This window comes from Aeromonas sp. R6-2 (genome assembly GCF_040908155.1).
In the GTDB taxonomy this organism is placed as follows: Bacteria; Pseudomonadota; Gammaproteobacteria; order Enterobacterales; family Aeromonadaceae; genus Aeromonas; species Aeromonas schubertii.
Genome location: NZ_JBFODE010000063.1, coordinates 114537 through 130881 on the forward strand (window position 1 = coordinate 114537; position 16345 = coordinate 130881).

General features: G+C 65.8%; 9 protein-coding genes. 6 read left to right on the forward strand and 3 right to left on the reverse strand.

Going from position 1 to position 16345, the window contains the following annotated elements:
* The first annotated feature begins 96 nt into the window (after positions 1-96).
* The 5 genes from recC (at position 97) to AB5Y48_RS17130 (ending at position 12268) form a co-directional block, all read left to right on the forward strand.
* Complete coding sequence (gene recC / locus AB5Y48_RS17110; RefSeq protein WP_368165240.1) at positions 97-3390, forward strand: exodeoxyribonuclease V subunit gamma; 3294 nt, start codon at positions 97-99, stop codon at positions 3388-3390.
* Positions 3390-6908: an exodeoxyribonuclease V subunit beta gene (gene recB, locus AB5Y48_RS17115; RefSeq protein ID WP_368165242.1), complete on the forward strand. Its 3519-nt coding sequence runs from the start codon at positions 3390-3392 to the stop codon at positions 6906-6908. The genes recC and recB overlap by 1 nt, the downstream gene beginning before the upstream one ends.
* Complete coding sequence (gene recD / locus AB5Y48_RS17120; RefSeq protein ID WP_368165244.1) at positions 6905-8944, forward strand: exodeoxyribonuclease V subunit alpha; 2040 nt, start codon at positions 6905-6907, stop codon at positions 8942-8944. Before recB ends, recD begins: the two co-directional genes overlap by 4 nt.
* Before the next feature lie 246 nt (positions 8945-9190).
* A complete protein-coding gene (dbpA, locus tag AB5Y48_RS17125) occupies positions 9191-10579 on the forward strand; it encodes an ATP-dependent RNA helicase DbpA (protein WP_136612744.1) in 1389 nt (462 codons plus the stop codon).
* A gap of 246 nt (positions 10580-10825) precedes the next feature.
* Positions 10826-12268, forward strand: a complete 1443-nt coding sequence (locus AB5Y48_RS17130) for a chitinase (protein WP_368165246.1) — start codon at positions 10826-10828, stop codon at positions 12266-12268.
* A gap of 108 nt (positions 12269-12376) precedes the next feature.
* On the opposite strand, the gene AB5Y48_RS17135 is transcribed toward AB5Y48_RS17130, so the two are convergent.
* The 3 genes from AB5Y48_RS17135 to AB5Y48_RS17145 form a co-directional block, all read right to left on the reverse strand.
* Complete coding sequence (locus AB5Y48_RS17135) at positions 12377-12934, reverse strand: hypothetical protein (RefSeq protein ID WP_060583755.1); 558 nt, start codon at positions 12932-12934, stop codon at positions 12377-12379.
* A 103-nt stretch (positions 12935-13037) separates the two neighbouring features.
* Positions 13038-14501: a glutamate/gamma-aminobutyrate family transporter YjeM gene (gene yjeM / locus AB5Y48_RS17140; protein ID WP_368165247.1), complete on the reverse strand. Its 1464-nt coding sequence runs from the start codon at positions 14499-14501 to the stop codon at positions 13038-13040.
* 296 nt (positions 14502-14797) lie between these two features.
* Positions 14798-15463, reverse strand: a complete 666-nt coding sequence (locus AB5Y48_RS17145) for an acyl-homoserine-lactone synthase (protein WP_060583760.1) — start codon at positions 15461-15463, stop codon at positions 14798-14800.
* 60 nt (positions 15464-15523) lie between these two features.
* Between AB5Y48_RS17145 and AB5Y48_RS17150 the strand changes: the two genes are divergently transcribed.
* Positions 15524-16303 (forward strand): LuxR family transcriptional regulator, encoded by a 780-nt coding sequence (locus tag AB5Y48_RS17150; RefSeq protein WP_050667832.1) that lies wholly within the window; start codon positions 15524-15526, stop codon positions 16301-16303.
* Positions 16304-16345: the final 42 nt, after the last annotated feature.

The window sequence follows — 16345 nt, forward strand, 5'->3', positions numbered from 1 at the left end:
CCGTACCTATGTTGGCCGGAGCACCCGCTCCGGCTTTTTTGCATCCGGCGCCCCAATCGCGGACAATCCTGCCATTGCCTTCGACGGGGATTGTCCATGTTCACTCTCTATCACTCCAACCAGCTCGACGTGCTCAAGGCCCTGCTGGTGGAACTGGTGCGCCGCGACCCGCTGACCGATCCGTTCGAGCGCGAGCAGATCCTGGTCCAGAGCCCCGGCATGGCCCAGTGGCTCAAGCTCGAGCTGGCCAGTGCCTTCGGTATCGCCGCCAACATCGACTTTCCCCTGCCCGCCAGCTTCATCTGGCAGATGTTTATCGAGGTGCTGGGGGACGTGCCGGCGCGTAGCCCCTACAACAAGCCGAGCATGAGCTGGCAGCTGATGATGATTCTGCCGACCCTGCTCGAGCGGCCCGACTTCGCCCCCCTGCGCGGCTACCTGTCGCCTGAGGGGGAGGCCCCCGAGCAGGTGCGACTGTGGCAGCTGTGCCAGAAGGTCGCGGACCTGTTCGACCAGTATCTGGTCTACCGCCCCGACTGGATCGAGCGCTGGGAGCGCGGTGAGGGATTGCCCGAGGAGCTCGGCGAGGTGACCGGTCAGGATTGGCAGCCCGTGCTGTGGCGCGAGCTGGTGGCCCGCACCCTGCAACTGGCCGACAGCGGCTATCACAGAGCGAACCTGTTCGAATCCTTTATTCAGGCGCTGCAGGGCGGCGCCCCTCTGCCGGGCAAGCTGCCCAAGCGGGTCTTCGTGTTCGGCATCTCGGCCCTGCCCCCCGGCTATGTGGAGGCGCTGCGGGTGCTCGGTGAGCGCATCGAGGTGCACCTGTTTGTCACCAACCCCTGCCGCTACTACTGGGGGGACCTGCTCGATCGCAAGACCATGGCCCGTCTCGAGCGGCGCCTGCGCCCCGGCACGGATCTTGAGACCCTGCAAGGGGAGACCAATCCCCTGCTCGCCTCCATGGGCAAGCTCGGGCGCGACTACCTGCACCACCTGATGGGGCTGGAGCCGCCGGAGGTGGAGGCCTTCGTCGACATGGCCGAAGACACCCTGCTGCATCGGTTGCAATCCGATGTGCTGGAGCAGCGCGATCGAGGCGCCGTGTTCGACAACCCCGATGCGAGCCACCACAAGACGGCGCTGCTGCCTGGCGATCGCAGCCTGCAGATCCACGCCTGCCACAGTCCCGTGCGCGAGCTCGAGGTGCTGCACGATCGCCTGCTCGATCTGTTCGAGGGCGACCCGACCCTGACCCCGAAACAGGTGGTGGTGATGATGCCGGACGTGGCCGGCTACGCCCCCTTCATCCAGGCGGTGTTCGGCGCCCGTGGCCAGATCCCCTTCTCCATCTCGGATCGGGCCGCCAGCCAGGAGAGCCCGCTGCTGCAAAGCTTCCTGGCGCTGCTGCGCCTGCCGCGCCAGCGCTTCGGGGCGGGCGAGCTGCTCGCCCTGCTCGAGGTGCCGGCGGTGCTGCGCCGCTTCGCCCTGACGGTGGAGGAGTTCGACACCCTGCGGGTCTGGGTGCAGGAGAGCGGCATCCGCTGGGGGCTCGACGATGCCTACCCGGAGCGCTTCGACCTGCCGGCCCTGTCGGGCAACTCCTGGCTGTTTGGCCTGCGCCGCATGCTGCTCGGCTACGCCATGGGGGAGGGGGAGCCGGTGGCCGGCATCCTCCCCTACGCCGAGATCGAGGGTCAGCAGGGGGTGACGCTCGGCAAGCTCGCCGCCTTCGTCGACACCCTGGCCCACTTCCTGCCGCTGCTCGACGCGTCCCGCTCTCTGCCCGAGTGGAACCGGCTGCTGCACGCCCTGCTGGGGGCCTGCTACGAGCCTGACGAAGACGAGGAGCGCCACATCCAGCTGGTGCGCGACGCCATCGCCGATTGGCAACAGGCCCTCGGCGAGGTGCGCTTCGACGAGCCGGTGACGCCGGCGCTGCTGCAAGACGTGCTCGGCCAGGCCCTGGCCGCCCAGCGCTCGAGCCAGCGCTTCCTCGCCGGCCAGGTCAACTTCTGCACCCTGATGCCGATGCGCTCCATCCCGTTTCGCCAGGTCTGCCTGCTCGGCATGAACGACGGCGTCTACCCGCGAACCCTGCCGCCCATGGGATTCGATCTGATGGCCCTGGCCGGCCGGCGCGGGGACCGATCCCGCCGCGATGACGACCGTTACCTCTTCCTCGAGGCGCTCTTGAGCGCCCAGGACGGCCTCTACATCAGCTATCAGGGCTTCAACGTGCAGGACAACAGCGAGCGCGAGCCCTCCGTGCTGCTGGCCGAGCTGCTCGACTACCTGCGCCAGGGCTTCGTGCTGGCCGGTGACGAAGCGCTGCCCGACGACGAATCGGGCCAGCGCCTGTTGCAGGCTCTGGTGACGGCCCACCCGCTCACCCCCTACAGCCGCGACTACTTCTTCCCAAGCGACGAGCGCCTCTTTACCTACGCCGCCGACTGGCTGCCGGCGCTGACCCCGAGAGCCGGAGCGCGCAACTTCCAGAGCGGCGATCTGCCCCTGCCCCCCGAGATGGAGGGGGGCGAGCTGGAGCTGGCCGAGCTGCTGCGCTTCTACCGCAACCCGGCGCGTTATTTCCTCAACCGCCGCCTCAAGGTGTGGTTCGAGCTGGATGACACTCGGCTCGAAGAGAGCGAGCCCTTCGCCCTCGATGGGCTGGAGAACTACCAGCTCAAGGATCGGCTGCTGGCCGCCCACCTGGAGGAAGGGGGAACGGCGCGCCTGCGCGAGCGGCTGCGCCTGGCCGGCCAGCTGCCCCAGAGCTGGTTTGGCCCCCTGCTGCTCGATGAGCTCGATGACAAGATGGCCGGGCTCGCCGAGCGGGTGCGCCCCCTGCGATCGGAAAAAACGCCGGTGGAGATCGACATCCCCCTGCCCCAGGGGCGGCTGCTCGGCTGGCTCGACACCGAGCAGGGCAATCAACTCATCGTCAAACCCGGCAGCTTCCACGGCCGCGACTGGTTGCAAGGCTGGCTCAGGCATCTGTGCCTGTGTCTCTCGCGCTCTGCGGGTGAGACCCTGCTGCTCGACGGGACCAAGAGCTGGCGACTGCCCGTGCTCGCACCCGAGGTGGCCCGCAGCCACCTGCTCGCCCTGGTCGATGACTGGGTGGTGGGGCTGCGCCGTCCGCTGCCGCTCTTTCCCAAGAGCGCCTGGAGCTGGCTGGCCGAGCAGGCGAAGAGCGGTGACGAGGAGAAGGCCCAGCGCGCCGCCCGCACCAGCTTCGAAGGGGGGTGGCAGCTCACGGGGGAGGGGGAGGACCCCTACATCCGGCGCTGCTTCCCCGCCCTGGACGAGGCCTTGATGAGCCAGCTTGTGGCGCTCGCGCGCACCCATCTGCAACCCCTGTATCAGGCGCTGGAGGAGTTCGACTGATGTCCCGCACCCTGGAAACCCTGCGCTTTCCCCTGTTTGGCGAGCGCCTGATCGAAGCCTCCGCCGGCACCGGCAAGACCTACACCATCGCCGGCCTCTATCTGCGCCTCTTGCTCGGCCACGGCCCGGCGGATGAAGAGGGGTGGGTCACCGCCCACGCCCGGCCTTTGAGCGTGACCGAGATTCTGGTAGTGACCTTCACCGAGGCCGCCACCGCCGAGCTGCGCGGCCGTATTCGCGCCCGCATCCACGAGGCGCGCCTGGCCTTCCTGCGCGGGCAAAGCGGCGACCCTTTGCTGGCCCAGCTGCTCGACGAGGTGCCGGATCACCAGCAGGCGGCGCGCCTGCTGCTCGCCGCCGAGCGGCAGATGGATGAGGCGGCGGTCTTCACCATCCACGGCTTTTGCCAGCGGATGCTCAAGAGCAACGCCTTCGAGTCGGGCGCCCTGTTCGAGACCGAGTTTCTCACCGACGACAGCCAGCTCAAGTTGCAGGCGGTGAGCGATTACTGGCGCGCCGACTTCTATCCGGCCGGGGAGTCCCTGGCCCGCGCCCTGCGTAAACACTGGAAGAGCCCGGCGGAGCTGCTCGCCGCCATCAACGGCTGGCTCGACAACCCCGAGCTCGAGATCCTGCCCCCCGTGGGGGATGAGACCCTGTTCGATCGCCACGAGCGGGAGATGGCCCGTGTGGCGGCGGTGAAGGCCCAGTGGCGCGAGCACCTCGATGCCATCCGCGCCCAGACCGAGGGGGTGGTGAGCCGCTACACCGGCAAGAACTACGAGGGCTGGCTCGAGAAGATTGGCCAGTGGGCCCACAGCGACGAGCACGGCTACGCCCTGCCCGAGCCCCTGGCCCGCTTCGCCCGCTCGACCCTGCTCGAGCACCTCAAGACGGGGGGGGATGCCCCCGGTCTGCCGCTGTTTGACGCCATCGAGGCGCTGGTGACCCGCCCCCCCGCCATCGACGATCTGGTGTTGCAGCGGGCCGCCCGCGAGGTGCACAGGCGCATGGGGCGCGCCAAGCGCGAGGCCTATCAGCTCTCGTTCTCTGACTTGCTGGGGGATCTCGACCGGGCGCTTGCCTCGCCTCTGGGAGAGCGGCTGCGCGATCGCATCCGTGCCACCTACCGGGTGGCCATGATCGACGAATTCCAGGATACCGACCCCCAGCAGTACCGCATCTTCCGCTCCCTCTACGGCGGGCAGGAGGAGACAGCCCTGCTGATGATCGGCGACCCCAAGCAGGCCATCTACGGCTTTCGCGGCGCCGACATCTTCACCTATATCCAGGCGCGCCGGGCAGTGAGCAGTCACTACACCCTGGGGCGTAACTGGCGCTCGAGTCGGCCCCTGGTGGGGGCGGTCAACGCCCTGTTCGAGCGCGCCCGTGCCCCCTTCATCTATGACGATGACATCCCCTTCCTGCCGGTAGAGGCCCAGGGCAAGAGCAAGTGCCTGACGCTGGCGGGGGCCGAGGCGCCGGCCCTGTGCTGCTGGTGGCTGGGGCAGGACCCCACCATCAACAAGGGGAGCTATCAGTCGCGCATGGCGAACGCCACGGCGGCGGAGATCCACCGGCTGCTGACCCTGGCGCGCCAGGGGGAGGCCTCGATCGGCGACGCGCCCCTGCGTGCCGGCGACATCGCCGTGCTGGTGCGCACCGGCAGCGAGGGGCGGGTGATGCAGCAGGCCCTCTCGGCGCTCGGCATCGCCTCTGTCTATCTCTCCAACCGCGAAAGCGTGCTCGAGAGCACGGAGGCACGCGAGATCCTGCTGATCCTGCACGCCTGCCTGCACCCGAGCGACGAGCGGGCCCTGCGCGCGGCGCTCGCCACCTCCCTGTTTGACCTCGACGCCAAGGCGCTGGACGCCTTCAGCCGCGACGAGAAGCTGTGGGAAGCCACGGTGCAGGAGTTCACCGACTACCGCCGCCAGTGGCGCCGGGTCGGCGTGCTGGCCATGCTGCGCGCCCTGTTGCACCGGCGCCAGCTGGCCGCCAGCTTGCTCGCCGGCCCGTTCGGCGAGCGGCGCCTGACCAACTATCTGCACCTGGCCGAGCTGCTGGAGCAGGCGGCGGGCGAGCTCGATGGCGAGTATGCCCTGCTGCGCTGGCTGGCCGAGGCGACCCGGGATGGCGGCCAGGCCGAGGAGCAGGTGCTGCGCCTCGAGTCCGAGCGCAAACTGGTGCAGATCGTCACCATCCACAAGTCCAAGGGGCTCGAATACCCGCTGGTGTTCCTGCCGTTTATCTGTTCCCACCGCGAGAGCGACACCCCCCTCTATCACGAGGAGAGCCGCACCCTGCTCGATCTCACCCGCTCTGCTAAGGCGCTGGAGCAGGCCGAGCGCGAGCGGCTGGCCGAAGATCTTCGCCTGCTCTACGTGGCCCTGACCCGGGGCGTCTACGCCACCTGGCTGGGGCTGGCGCCGGTGCGCTCGGGGGCGGGCAAGTCCAGCAAGACCGACCTGCACAAGACCGCCATCGGCTACCTGCTGCAACGGGGCGAGGAGGGGGAGGCCGAGCTCATGGCCGAGGCCCTGGCCGCCCTGGCGCGGGAGGTGCCGGGGGTGGTGGTCGGTGAGCCGTCACTCACCCGCCCGGCCCCGCTGGTCGACGAGCATGGGGAAGCGTCTGCGCCCCGGGTGCGCCGCTTCGGCGGTCGCATCGAGCGCGACTGGTGGGTCAGCTCCTACTCGGCGCTCTCGACCTCCGGCAGCCACCACGACCGGGGCGTGCTGGCGACCCCGGGGTTCGATGCCGAGGTGGCCCGCGAGCGCGGCGAAGAGGCGGCGCCTGAGCGCTCCATCTTCACCTTCCCGCGCGGCGCCCGGCCCGGCACCCTGCTGCACACCCTGTTTGAGGAGATCCCCTTCGCGCTGGCGCGCGACCCCGCCAGCCACGGCGAGGTGGCCCCCAGGGTGGCGGCCCTGCTCGAGCGCGACGGGTTCGACCCCGAGTGGAGTGATGTGCTGACCGCGCACCTGGCCGCCGTGCTCGGCACCGAGCTGCTGCCCGGGCTGCGCCTGGGGGAGATGGCGCACCATCAGGCCGAGCTCGAGTTCTTCCTGCCCATGGGGCGGGTGACGGCAGAGGGGCTCGATGCGGTGCGAAAGGCCCACGATCCCCTCTCGGCGCGCGGCAAGCCCCTCGGTTTTCAGAGCGTGCAGGGCATGCTCAAGGGCTTTATCGATCTGGTGTTCGAGTGGCAGGGGCGCTGGTACGTGCTCGACTACAAGTCCAACTGGCTGGGCAATAGCCCCCTCGATTACGCCGGCGCGGCCCTCGAGCAGGCCATGCTCGATCACCACTACGATCTCCAGTACCAGCTCTACACCCTGGCGCTGCACCGACTGCTGGCCCACCGCCTGCCCGATTACGACCCGGCCCGCCACCTGGGCGGAGTCTTCTATCTCTTCCTGCGCGGCATGCCCGAGGCCGGCGTCTTCCACGCCGCCCCCTCCCTTGCGCTGGTGCGCGCCCTCGATTCACTCTTTGCCGGCGAGGAGGCAGCATGAGCGCATCCATCCACTCCACCGACAGCCCCCTGCTCACCCGGCTGCGTGCCCTGGCCGACGCCGGCCGGGTGCGCCAGCTCGACGTGCAGTTTGCCCGCCTGATCGAGAGCCTGGGGGGCGAGCAGGAGCTGGTGCTGGCCGCCGCCATGGCCTGCTTCGAGCTCGGCCGTGGCCATATCTGCCTGCCCCTGGCTGCCATCGAACGCCCGTTCGGGCTGGATGGGGACGAGCGCGCCGCCCTGCTCGAGGGGCTGGCCCCCGCAAAGGCGTGGCCGGTGCGTCTGGCCGCCTCGCCCCTGGTGGGGGATGGTAGCCACGACACCCCCCACACGCCGCTGGTGCTCTGGCGCGAACGGCTCTACCTGACCCGCTACCACGACTTCGAGCGCTCGGTGGCGGGGCGCCTGCGCGCCCTCTCGGCGCGGGCCGAGTTTCCCGACATTCGTGCCGCGCTGGATCGCCTGTTTGCCCGCGACTACGGGCGCCTGTTTGCGGCGCTGCTGCCCCTTCGCACCGCGCCGGCCTTCTCGGCACGCCACTTCCTCGAGAAGTACCTGGATCTGGTCGAGGGGGCCGAACTGGCCTGGGGCGACATTGAGCGCTTGCTCGCCTCGGCCCAGAGCGGCGCCGATCTCGCCGCCCTCGATGCCCTTATCCCGCTGTCGGCCTGCTGCAACGGCCAGAAACTCGCGGCCGCCACCGCCGCCGGCCGCCCCTTCGCGGTCATCTCGGGTGGCCCCGGCACCGGCAAGACCACCACGGTCGCCAAGCTGCTCGCCATCCTGGTCGAAACCGGTCTGAGCGCCGGGGCGGCGCCCGCCATCCGGCTGGTGGCCCCCACCGGCAAGGCGGCGGCGCGCCTGACCGAGAGTATCGGCGCCGCCCTGCAGGATCTGCCGCTCTCCCCCGAGGTGGTGAGCGCCATCCCGACCGAGGCGGGCACCCTGCACCGGCTGCTCGGGGTGATCCCGGGGCGTACCCGGTTCCGCCACCACGCCGGCAACCCCCTGCACCTGGACGTGCTGGTGGTGGATGAGGCCTCCATGGTGGACCTGCCCATGATGGCGCGCCTGCTCGAGGCCCTGCCGGCGAAGGCACGCCTCATCCTGCTCGGCGACAAGGATCAGCTCGCCTCGGTCGAGGCCGGTGCCGTGCTCGCCGATATCTGCAGCTTCGTGGCGCAGGGGGTGAGCGAGCCCCAGGCCGAATGGCTGTCGGCCCAGAGCGGCTACCGGGTCAGCGGCTCGGCGACGGGGGCTCCGCTGCGCGACAGCCTCTGCCTGCTCACCAAGAGCTGGCGCTTTGACGAGCGCTCCGGCATCGGCCGGCTGGCGCGCGCCTGCAACGGCGGCGATCCGGCCGCCGTCGAGCGGGTGTGGGGGGAGGGCTTTACCGATATCGCCCTGCACCCCTGGAGCGCCGAGCGCTACGAGGCGCTGATCCAGCAGGCGGTGGAAGGCTATCGCCCCTATCTGGCGGCATTGCAGGAGGGGCAGGAGCCCAAGGCGGTATTCCAGGCCTTCAACGGCTTTCAGATCCTCTGCGCCCTGCGCGAGGGGCCGTTCGGGGTCGAGGGGCTCAACGATCGCATCGAGGCGGCGCTCGGCCGGGCACGGCTGATTGCCAGGGAGGGGGAGTGGTACGCCGGGCGCGCCGTCATGGTGGTGCAAAACGATCACGGCATCGGCCTCTACAACGGCGACATGGGCCTGTGCCTGCCGGACGAGGAGGGGCGCCTCAAGGTGTGGTTCGAGCAGGCCGACGGCGGCGTGCGCAGCCTGCTGCCGAGCCGCCTGCCGCCCCACGAGACGGTGTTTGCCATGACCATCCACAAGTCCCAGGGCTCGGAGTTTGCCCACACTGTGCTGGTGCTGCCCGATGCTCCCAGCCCCCTGCTGACCCGCGAGCTGGTCTATACCGGCATCACCCGCGCCAAGGGGCGACTCGATCTCTATGGCGATCGCGCCCTGCTGGCACAGGCGGTACGCAAGAAGACCGAGCGTTATTCGGGATTGGCACAGAGGTTGGGGGAGTGAGCGATTGGATGGCGGTACACTGGTGGCCAAATGCACTATGCCACTACATTTCGCCGTTGCAGTGATGCGCTCCCTGGGCCACATCCAGTGTCGTCATGCCGAGGAACCCATCCGCTCTTTGGGCTGCGAAGCAACCGCGCCATCGGGGGGCTCGCTTATCCGCTGTCGGACCGGTCACCAGGAAACCTGCGCGTTTTCCCGCCAAGTCTGCTATGCTCCGCGCCCCTCCTATTTTTGTCCAGCGAGATGCCAGCCGTGAACCACACCGACTTTGCCCAACTGGGGTTGCCTGCCGCCCTGCAAGATAACCTCGATGCCCTCGGCTACAAGGAGATGACTCCGATCCAGGCCCAGAGCCTGCCGTTGGTGCTGGCCGGCAGGGATGTGCTCGCCAAGGCCAAGACCGGTAGTGGCAAGACCGCCGCCTTTGGCTTGGGCCTGCTGGCCGGTTTGGATGTGGGTCAGTTGTCGGTGCAATCCCTGGTGCTCTGCCCGACCCGGGAGCTGGCCGATCAGGTGGCGAGCGAGCTGCGCCGTCTGGCGCGTGCCATGCCCAACGTCAAGCTGGTGACCCTGTGTGGCGGCGTGCCGACCGCGCCCCAGTCTGCCACTCTGGGCTTTGGCGCCCACATCGCCGTCGGGACCCCGGGCCGGGTGCTCAAGCACCTGGAGCAGGGTACCCTGCGTCTGGAGTCCCTCACCACCCTGGTGCTGGACGAGGCGGATCGCATGCTCGACATGGGCTTTGGCGAGGATATCCATAAGGTGATCCGCTTTGCCCCGCGCGAGCGCCAGACCCTGCTCTTCTCGGCTACCTATCCGGAAGAGATCGCCAGCATGAGCCGTGGCGTGCAGCGCAGCCCGGTCGAGGTGAGCGTCGAGGCCATCCACCAGGACGCCGCCATCGCCCAGCAGCTGTTCGAGGTGGCGCCGGGTACTCGCCCCGAGGCGCTGGCCCGCCTGCTCAGCCACTACCGCCCTGCTTCCTGCGTGGTGTTCTGCAACACCAAGCGCGCCTGTGGCGAGGTGAGCGACTACCTGGTGAATCGCGGCTTCTCGGCCCTGACCCTCAACGGCGATCTCGAGCAGCGTGAGCGCGACCAGGTGCTGGTGCGCTTTGCCAACGGCAGCGCCGCCATCCTGGTGGCGACCGATGTGGCGGCCCGTGGCCTCGATATCAAGGAGCTCGGCGCGGTCATTAACTACGAGCTCACCTATGACCCCGAGGTGCACGTGCACCGCATCGGCCGTACCGGTCGTGCCGGTCAGCAGGGTCTGGCACTCTCCTTGTATCAGCCGAACGAAGCCCAGCGTGTGACTCTGATCGAAGAGTACCTCGGCAGCCCGATGCCACAGGGGGATCTGGCGGCACTCGGCAGCGAGCTGCGCCCGGTGGCGCCCGAGTTTGCGACTATCTCCATCGGCGGCGGTCGCAAGCACAAGCTGCGCCCGGGGGATATTCTCGGCGCCCTGACCGGCGAGACCGGTCTGCCTGGGGATCAGGTGGGCAAGATCCAGGTGCAGGATCAATTCTCCTATGTGGCGGTGCGACGTGCCCAGGCCAAGGCGGCGCTCAAGCGCCTGAGCGATGGCAAGATCAAGGGCAAGAGCTATCGGGTGCGCCTGCTTGGCTGACGGACCTTGGGTGAGAGAAGGGTCGGGCATGATGTCCGGCCCTTTTTTTGTTTCAAGGCGGATGAAAGATGTAAATATTAAGGATTTTCAGTTGGATAGAACGGTTTTGTGCGCCAGATAACACAGCTTCATATGAATAGGTGAAGACGCTCACAAAATCGGCATCAATCTTAATTCTCGTCGTGAATTTAGTCTCGCCTCTGCCTATGCTCGGTGGGCCAAGAACATAACGACAAGGAATTATCCATGATCAAACCTAGCCGCTGCGCCTGGCTGGTTGCGGCCGCCTGTACCCTGCCCGCCTATGCCATGAATATCCAGCCCGACCCCCAGAATCCCGGGGGGTATCTGGTCTCCTCTGCCGATATCAAGGCGGCGGAGCAAGGCAAGACTGCCAATCCCATGTACGCCACCTGGTCCAGGGCCCTCGCGACCCGTCCCAATACGGTGGTTGATGCCATCGAGCCTGGGCTGGTCTCCAACCCGGATAACGTGAAACGGGCCGAGCGGGTCTTCCCCGCCTCAGAGTGGGAGTTCCTGACCCAAATGGCGGCGCCCGAGTACACCTATGTGCGCTTCCTGCGGGCGGTGGGCAAGTTCCCCGCCTTCTGCGGTGACTACACAGACGGGCGCAACGCCGACGCCATCTGTAAACAATCCATCGTCACCATGTTTGCCCACTTTGCTCAAGAGACCGGCGGTCACATCGCCAAGGACAATGTCTCTGACAACCCGCAGGGGCTCGAGGAGTGGCAACAGGCACTGGTGCACGTGCGCGAGATGGGGTGGTCGGAAGGGCAGAGTGGCTACACCACGGGCTGCGGTCAGAACGACTGGCAGAACAAGAAGTGGCCCTGTGCCACCGGTCAGGGTTACTTCGGGCGTGGCGCCAAGCAGCTCTCCTATCACTTCAACTACGGTGCCTTCTCCGAGGCCATGTTCGACGGCAATGCGACCGTGCTGCTCAACGATCCGGGCCGGGTAGCCGACTCCTGGCTCAACCTCGCCTCCGCCATCTGGTTCTTCCTCACCCCCCAGGCGCCCAAACCCTCCATGCTGCACGTGGTGGACCGTACCTGGAAGCCCTCCCAGCGCGAACTGGATGCCGGCATCGGCTACGGCTTCGGCACCACCATCAACATCATCAACGGTGGCATCGAGTGCGGTGAGCACAACAAGGACAAGGGGCAGCCGGTCAATCGTATCCGCTACTGGGAAGGCTTGGCCGCCCACTACGGTATTCCCCTGTTGCCTGACGAGAAGAACACCTGCTGGCAGCAGACTCCGTACGGCAGCCTCAACCTCAACGGTGCCACCGATGTGCTCTACACCAACTGGGACGGCAACTGGAAATACTATCCGGATCGCCCGGGCGGCTACTCCTTCGAGTGTGAGCTGGTGGGGTTTCAGACCGCCTACTCGGCCCTGGTCCCGGGGGATTACGAGAAGTGCGTGACCAACTTCTACGGCTCTCATGCCAGCTGGCCCAAGGTGAGAGTGGTAGAGAAGCTCGATCCTCCCCCGACTGACCCGACCGATCCCCCCGTCGGCGGCGTTCCGGCCTGGGAGGCGACCAAGGTCTACACCGCCGGCAACAAGGTGAGCCATAAGGGGGCCATCTATCAGGCCAAGTGGTGGACCCAGGGGGACGATCCGACCAAGGGTGGCCCCTGGGCCCTGGTACCGTAACGCTCGTACGTGAAAGAGGGGAGCCGGTGGCTCCCCTCTCTGGTGTGGTAATGAAAAAAGGCGGCCAATGGCCGCCACTGCGCTGGCATCCTTGCTGCCGCTTGCTTGCTAGGGAGCGTAGGGAAGTGAGGAGTGATGCAGGGTGATGCGGACCTTGCCATCCTCCCCCTTGCGAAAGCCCCAACTCTTGTCAACCGTCGTCACCTGCCCTTTGGCGTCGGTCAGATGAACCTTGCCCATGGTATAGGCGCTGTTACCATCGATCTGGATGGCGGCGTTATCCACCCGATAATCCTTCCACCCCTTGAGGGCGAACCCCTTGTCGATGGGGAAGGCGGGGTCGTTGCCGACGAAGTAGGCGAGGGCGCCGGCACGGGTGAGGCGGAAGGTCTGATCGCCGCTGGCCAGGGTGGGTTTGAACAGCACAGGGCCAGACTGGTAGGCATAGGCGTCGTCGATGACCTGACCGGCACTCTGCCGGGCTTTCTCGATGCCACCGCTGGTGTAGTCATCGCTGATGCGGATCAGGGCCTTGCCCCAGGCCTGTTGGGCTGCCTTGACCTCCTCTTCACTGATATTGCGGTTGCTGATCTCGGTGGCGCTCAGGCTGGTGCTGGCACCGAACAGGACGAGGGCGAGGACGTGTTGGCGGTTGAGCAATGACATGGAGAGCCTCCTGCTGTATGGAATGAGAAGCAGTATGGCGTTGTCGGCTGAATCGTGATTGAAGGGGCCATTCAGCAAACAGGCAGGATGGCCCCGTGGGGGATCAGTGTTCGTCACCCCGGTGGATCTTGAAGCGCATGGCGATCAGGGCAAACAGCAGGGGGCCCACCATGGTCCAGACTCCGGTGGAGATGTCTCCCGCCAGGAAGGGTGAGACCAGGGTGAAGAGGTTGCCGAAGGCGACCAGCAGCAGGCTGACCAGGGTGGCCCCCAGCACCGAGGCCGGGCTGCGGAAGAAGATGAGATCCTTCTCCAGCGCCGGATTCTGGCGATAGCGATACCAGGCGTAGATGAGGAACATGTAGGGGATGGTCATCCCCACATTGGTCATAGTGATGATGAGTTCATAGAGGGCGGCCGCCCCTTCCGGGTTGATCAGGGTAAAGATCGACTTGACCGCGATAAAGGCGCATACCACCAGGGCCTGTACTTTGAGTGCCTCGGTGCGCACCCTGTTCTCGTTCTCGCGCTGGAAGCGCTCCGGCCAGAAGTAGCTCGGAGTGCCGGTGATAAATTGGCGCAGGGGCGCGTAGGAGAGGGCGATGAAGGCGCCCAGATAACTCAGAAACATCCCCAATCCGGCGAAGCGCATCAGCACCTGCCCCAGCCACTCACCGCCCAGGTGGCGGCCCAGCTCCAGCATGATGATGAAGAGTGCCGACAGGGACGTGATCCCCTCGCTCGGGAAGTCGCTCCAGCGCATGATAGCCCCCACCGCCAGGAAACCGATGACGTAGCAGAGCACGATGAAGGCGCCGGAGAGGAAGATGCCGCGCTTGAGGTCTCGCTCCGGATCCTCCAGCTCGTCGGCCACCCCGGCCATCGCTTCGACTCCACCATAGGCGAAGATGGCGAAGACCATGAAGCCGAGAAAGGGGATGAGTTCGTTGAACGCCGCGTTGGGTGAGGTGGTGAGGGCTGCCTGCTGCAGGGGCTCTTGCAGGGTCATGCCGCTCAGGGCAAAGACCAGCACGCCGCCCACCAGAAGCAAGATGTTGAGCGCCACCACCGAGAGACCGCCGATGGCGGCAACCTTGGCAAAACGGGCACTACCCAGGGTGATGAGTCGGCTGACTATCAGCACCAGCGCGATGGCCACGACCCCGAGCAGGAAGGGGCCCACATCCAGGGTGCCCAGGGTGAGGGGAATGACGGTCACATCGCGTCCAAACAGCATGAAGGAGAGGGGCACCCACATGGAGAGGGCCTTGCCAAACATCCAGATGATGTAAGAGGCAAACCACATGGTGAGCCCGATAAAGGCAAAGCGGGTGGAGACAGAGTGACGCATCCAGGTGAAGATCCCCCCCTGCTCCCGGCGAAAGCCGGTGCCGAACTCGATCATCATCAGGATGAAGGGAATAAAGAAGAAGAGACCGCCGATAACAAACATGGGGATGGCGGCGTAGCCCATCCGATAGAAGCCTATCCCGATATTGGTGACACCGAATACCGAGGTGAGGATCATCAGGATAAAGGCGCCCAGTTTCAGTTTCTTGCTAGCCATGGGGCAACTCCCTGGAGTCAGGCCGGATAGAGGGTACGCCGGGCCGGCCAGAGGAGAATAACCTGAGGTTGGCCTCGTAAGGATCTTTGGTGGCCCGGGATGGGGCTCGATATTACCATCTGCGGGATGGTGTCGTTATCATGGTTGTTAATCGCTGATTGTTTGGTTGGTTATATTGCTTTTCGTGTGATACGTGGTTTTTTATTCTTTTGGTTTTCAAGGGGCAGCCCGGCTCATCGTGTTGAGGAAACCAGGCTGAAAGGAACTATGGGAGGTGACCTCATGGTGTGTGAATTTCACGACGCCATGGAGAGATGGGATTGGCGAGGCTGAGGTGACTCGATAAGCGGGAGATGCATTCGGTGCTCATAGTTACCCTGCAGGGGGATGCCGACGGCGCGGGCGAAACGCTCATCCATGATAAAGCGAATGCCGACCCCGTTGACGGCGCCCAGATCGACCGGCTTGCCATCACCCATCCGCTCGACCGGTAACCCCATGCGGCGGAAGATCCGCTCTACCGGCAGGCTGACCACGGCCAGCATCTCGTCGATCCCCTGCTGGCGAGCAAACTCGTAAACGCCGCGAAAGATCACCAGAGTGAGTTCGCTGACCCCGTTGTTGAGGCGCGGAGCGCGTTCTGCATCGATGGCCAGCCGCGTCAATTCCCAGACATTGGACTGGCGTGGGGGCTGCTCACCGGCCAGGGCGGTGGGGAAGATCTCCGGCAACATATAGGGCCCCTCGGTCGGCAGCATACGGATGCAGCCACAGAGCCCCTGTTCGTCTTCAACCAGCACCCAGTGGGTATCGGGACCATCGTAGCGATCCTGTTCCAGACCCTGATGATGCTCGACATCCCAGCCGAGGCGGTCGGAGAAGACACTCTTGCGGAACTGGTAGAGTTGCCGGATCAGGGACCGATTGGGGTGTTGCGATGTTTTACCTTTGTAAATGAACATGTTTTTGCTCCTGTATGATGGCAAAATGCGAGGGATAGCTTGGAGGAGAGAGGAGGGCGCATGCGCCAAGACGTTCAACTGGCATTCCTGGAACAGTTCACACAGGTGACCAGTGCCGATGCGTTGTCTGCCCTGATAGGACGATTGGCCAGGGAGATCGGATTCGACTATTTCCGGTTTGCCGTCATCCTGCCCATGTCGATGCAGCGCCCCAAGGTGGTGCTCTTCAATCAGTGTCCCGAGAGCTGGATCAGGGCCTATACCGAGAACCATATGCTGGCCCGTGACCCCATCATCGAGTTGGCTCGCACCCAAAACCTGCCCATCTTCTGGAACCGTCTCGACGAGCGGGCCAGTTTTCTGCAGCAGGGCAGCCTGGACGTGATGCGACTGGCGGCCGACTTCGGCCTGCGCAATGGCATCTCTTTCCCTTTGCATGGCGCCAACGGAGAGAACGGCATCCTCTCCTTTATCAGCAAGGAGTCGGCGTCGACGGACCTGCTGCTGGAGAGCGCACCGCTGCTGGCCTGGATGTCCAGCTACATCTTCGAGGCAGCCATCAGGGTGGTCTGTCTGGAGCAGGAGACGCAGGAGGCCCTGACTGAGCGGGAGACCCAGTGTCTGTTCTGGGCCAGCGAGGGCAAGACCTCGGCGGAGATCGCTTGCATCCTGGGCATTGCCGAGCGCACAGTGAACTTTCATCTCAACCAGGTCACTCGCAAGATGGGCACGATGAACCGTTATCAGGCTATCGCGAAGGGGGTCAACCGGGGCATAGTTCGCCCAAATCTGGAACAGGTAGTGATTACCAACTACTCGGTGCATGCCCGCTTGCAGTAGCGGACAATCCGCGCCATTTTTGGTCAGTGAGTGTTGACCAAC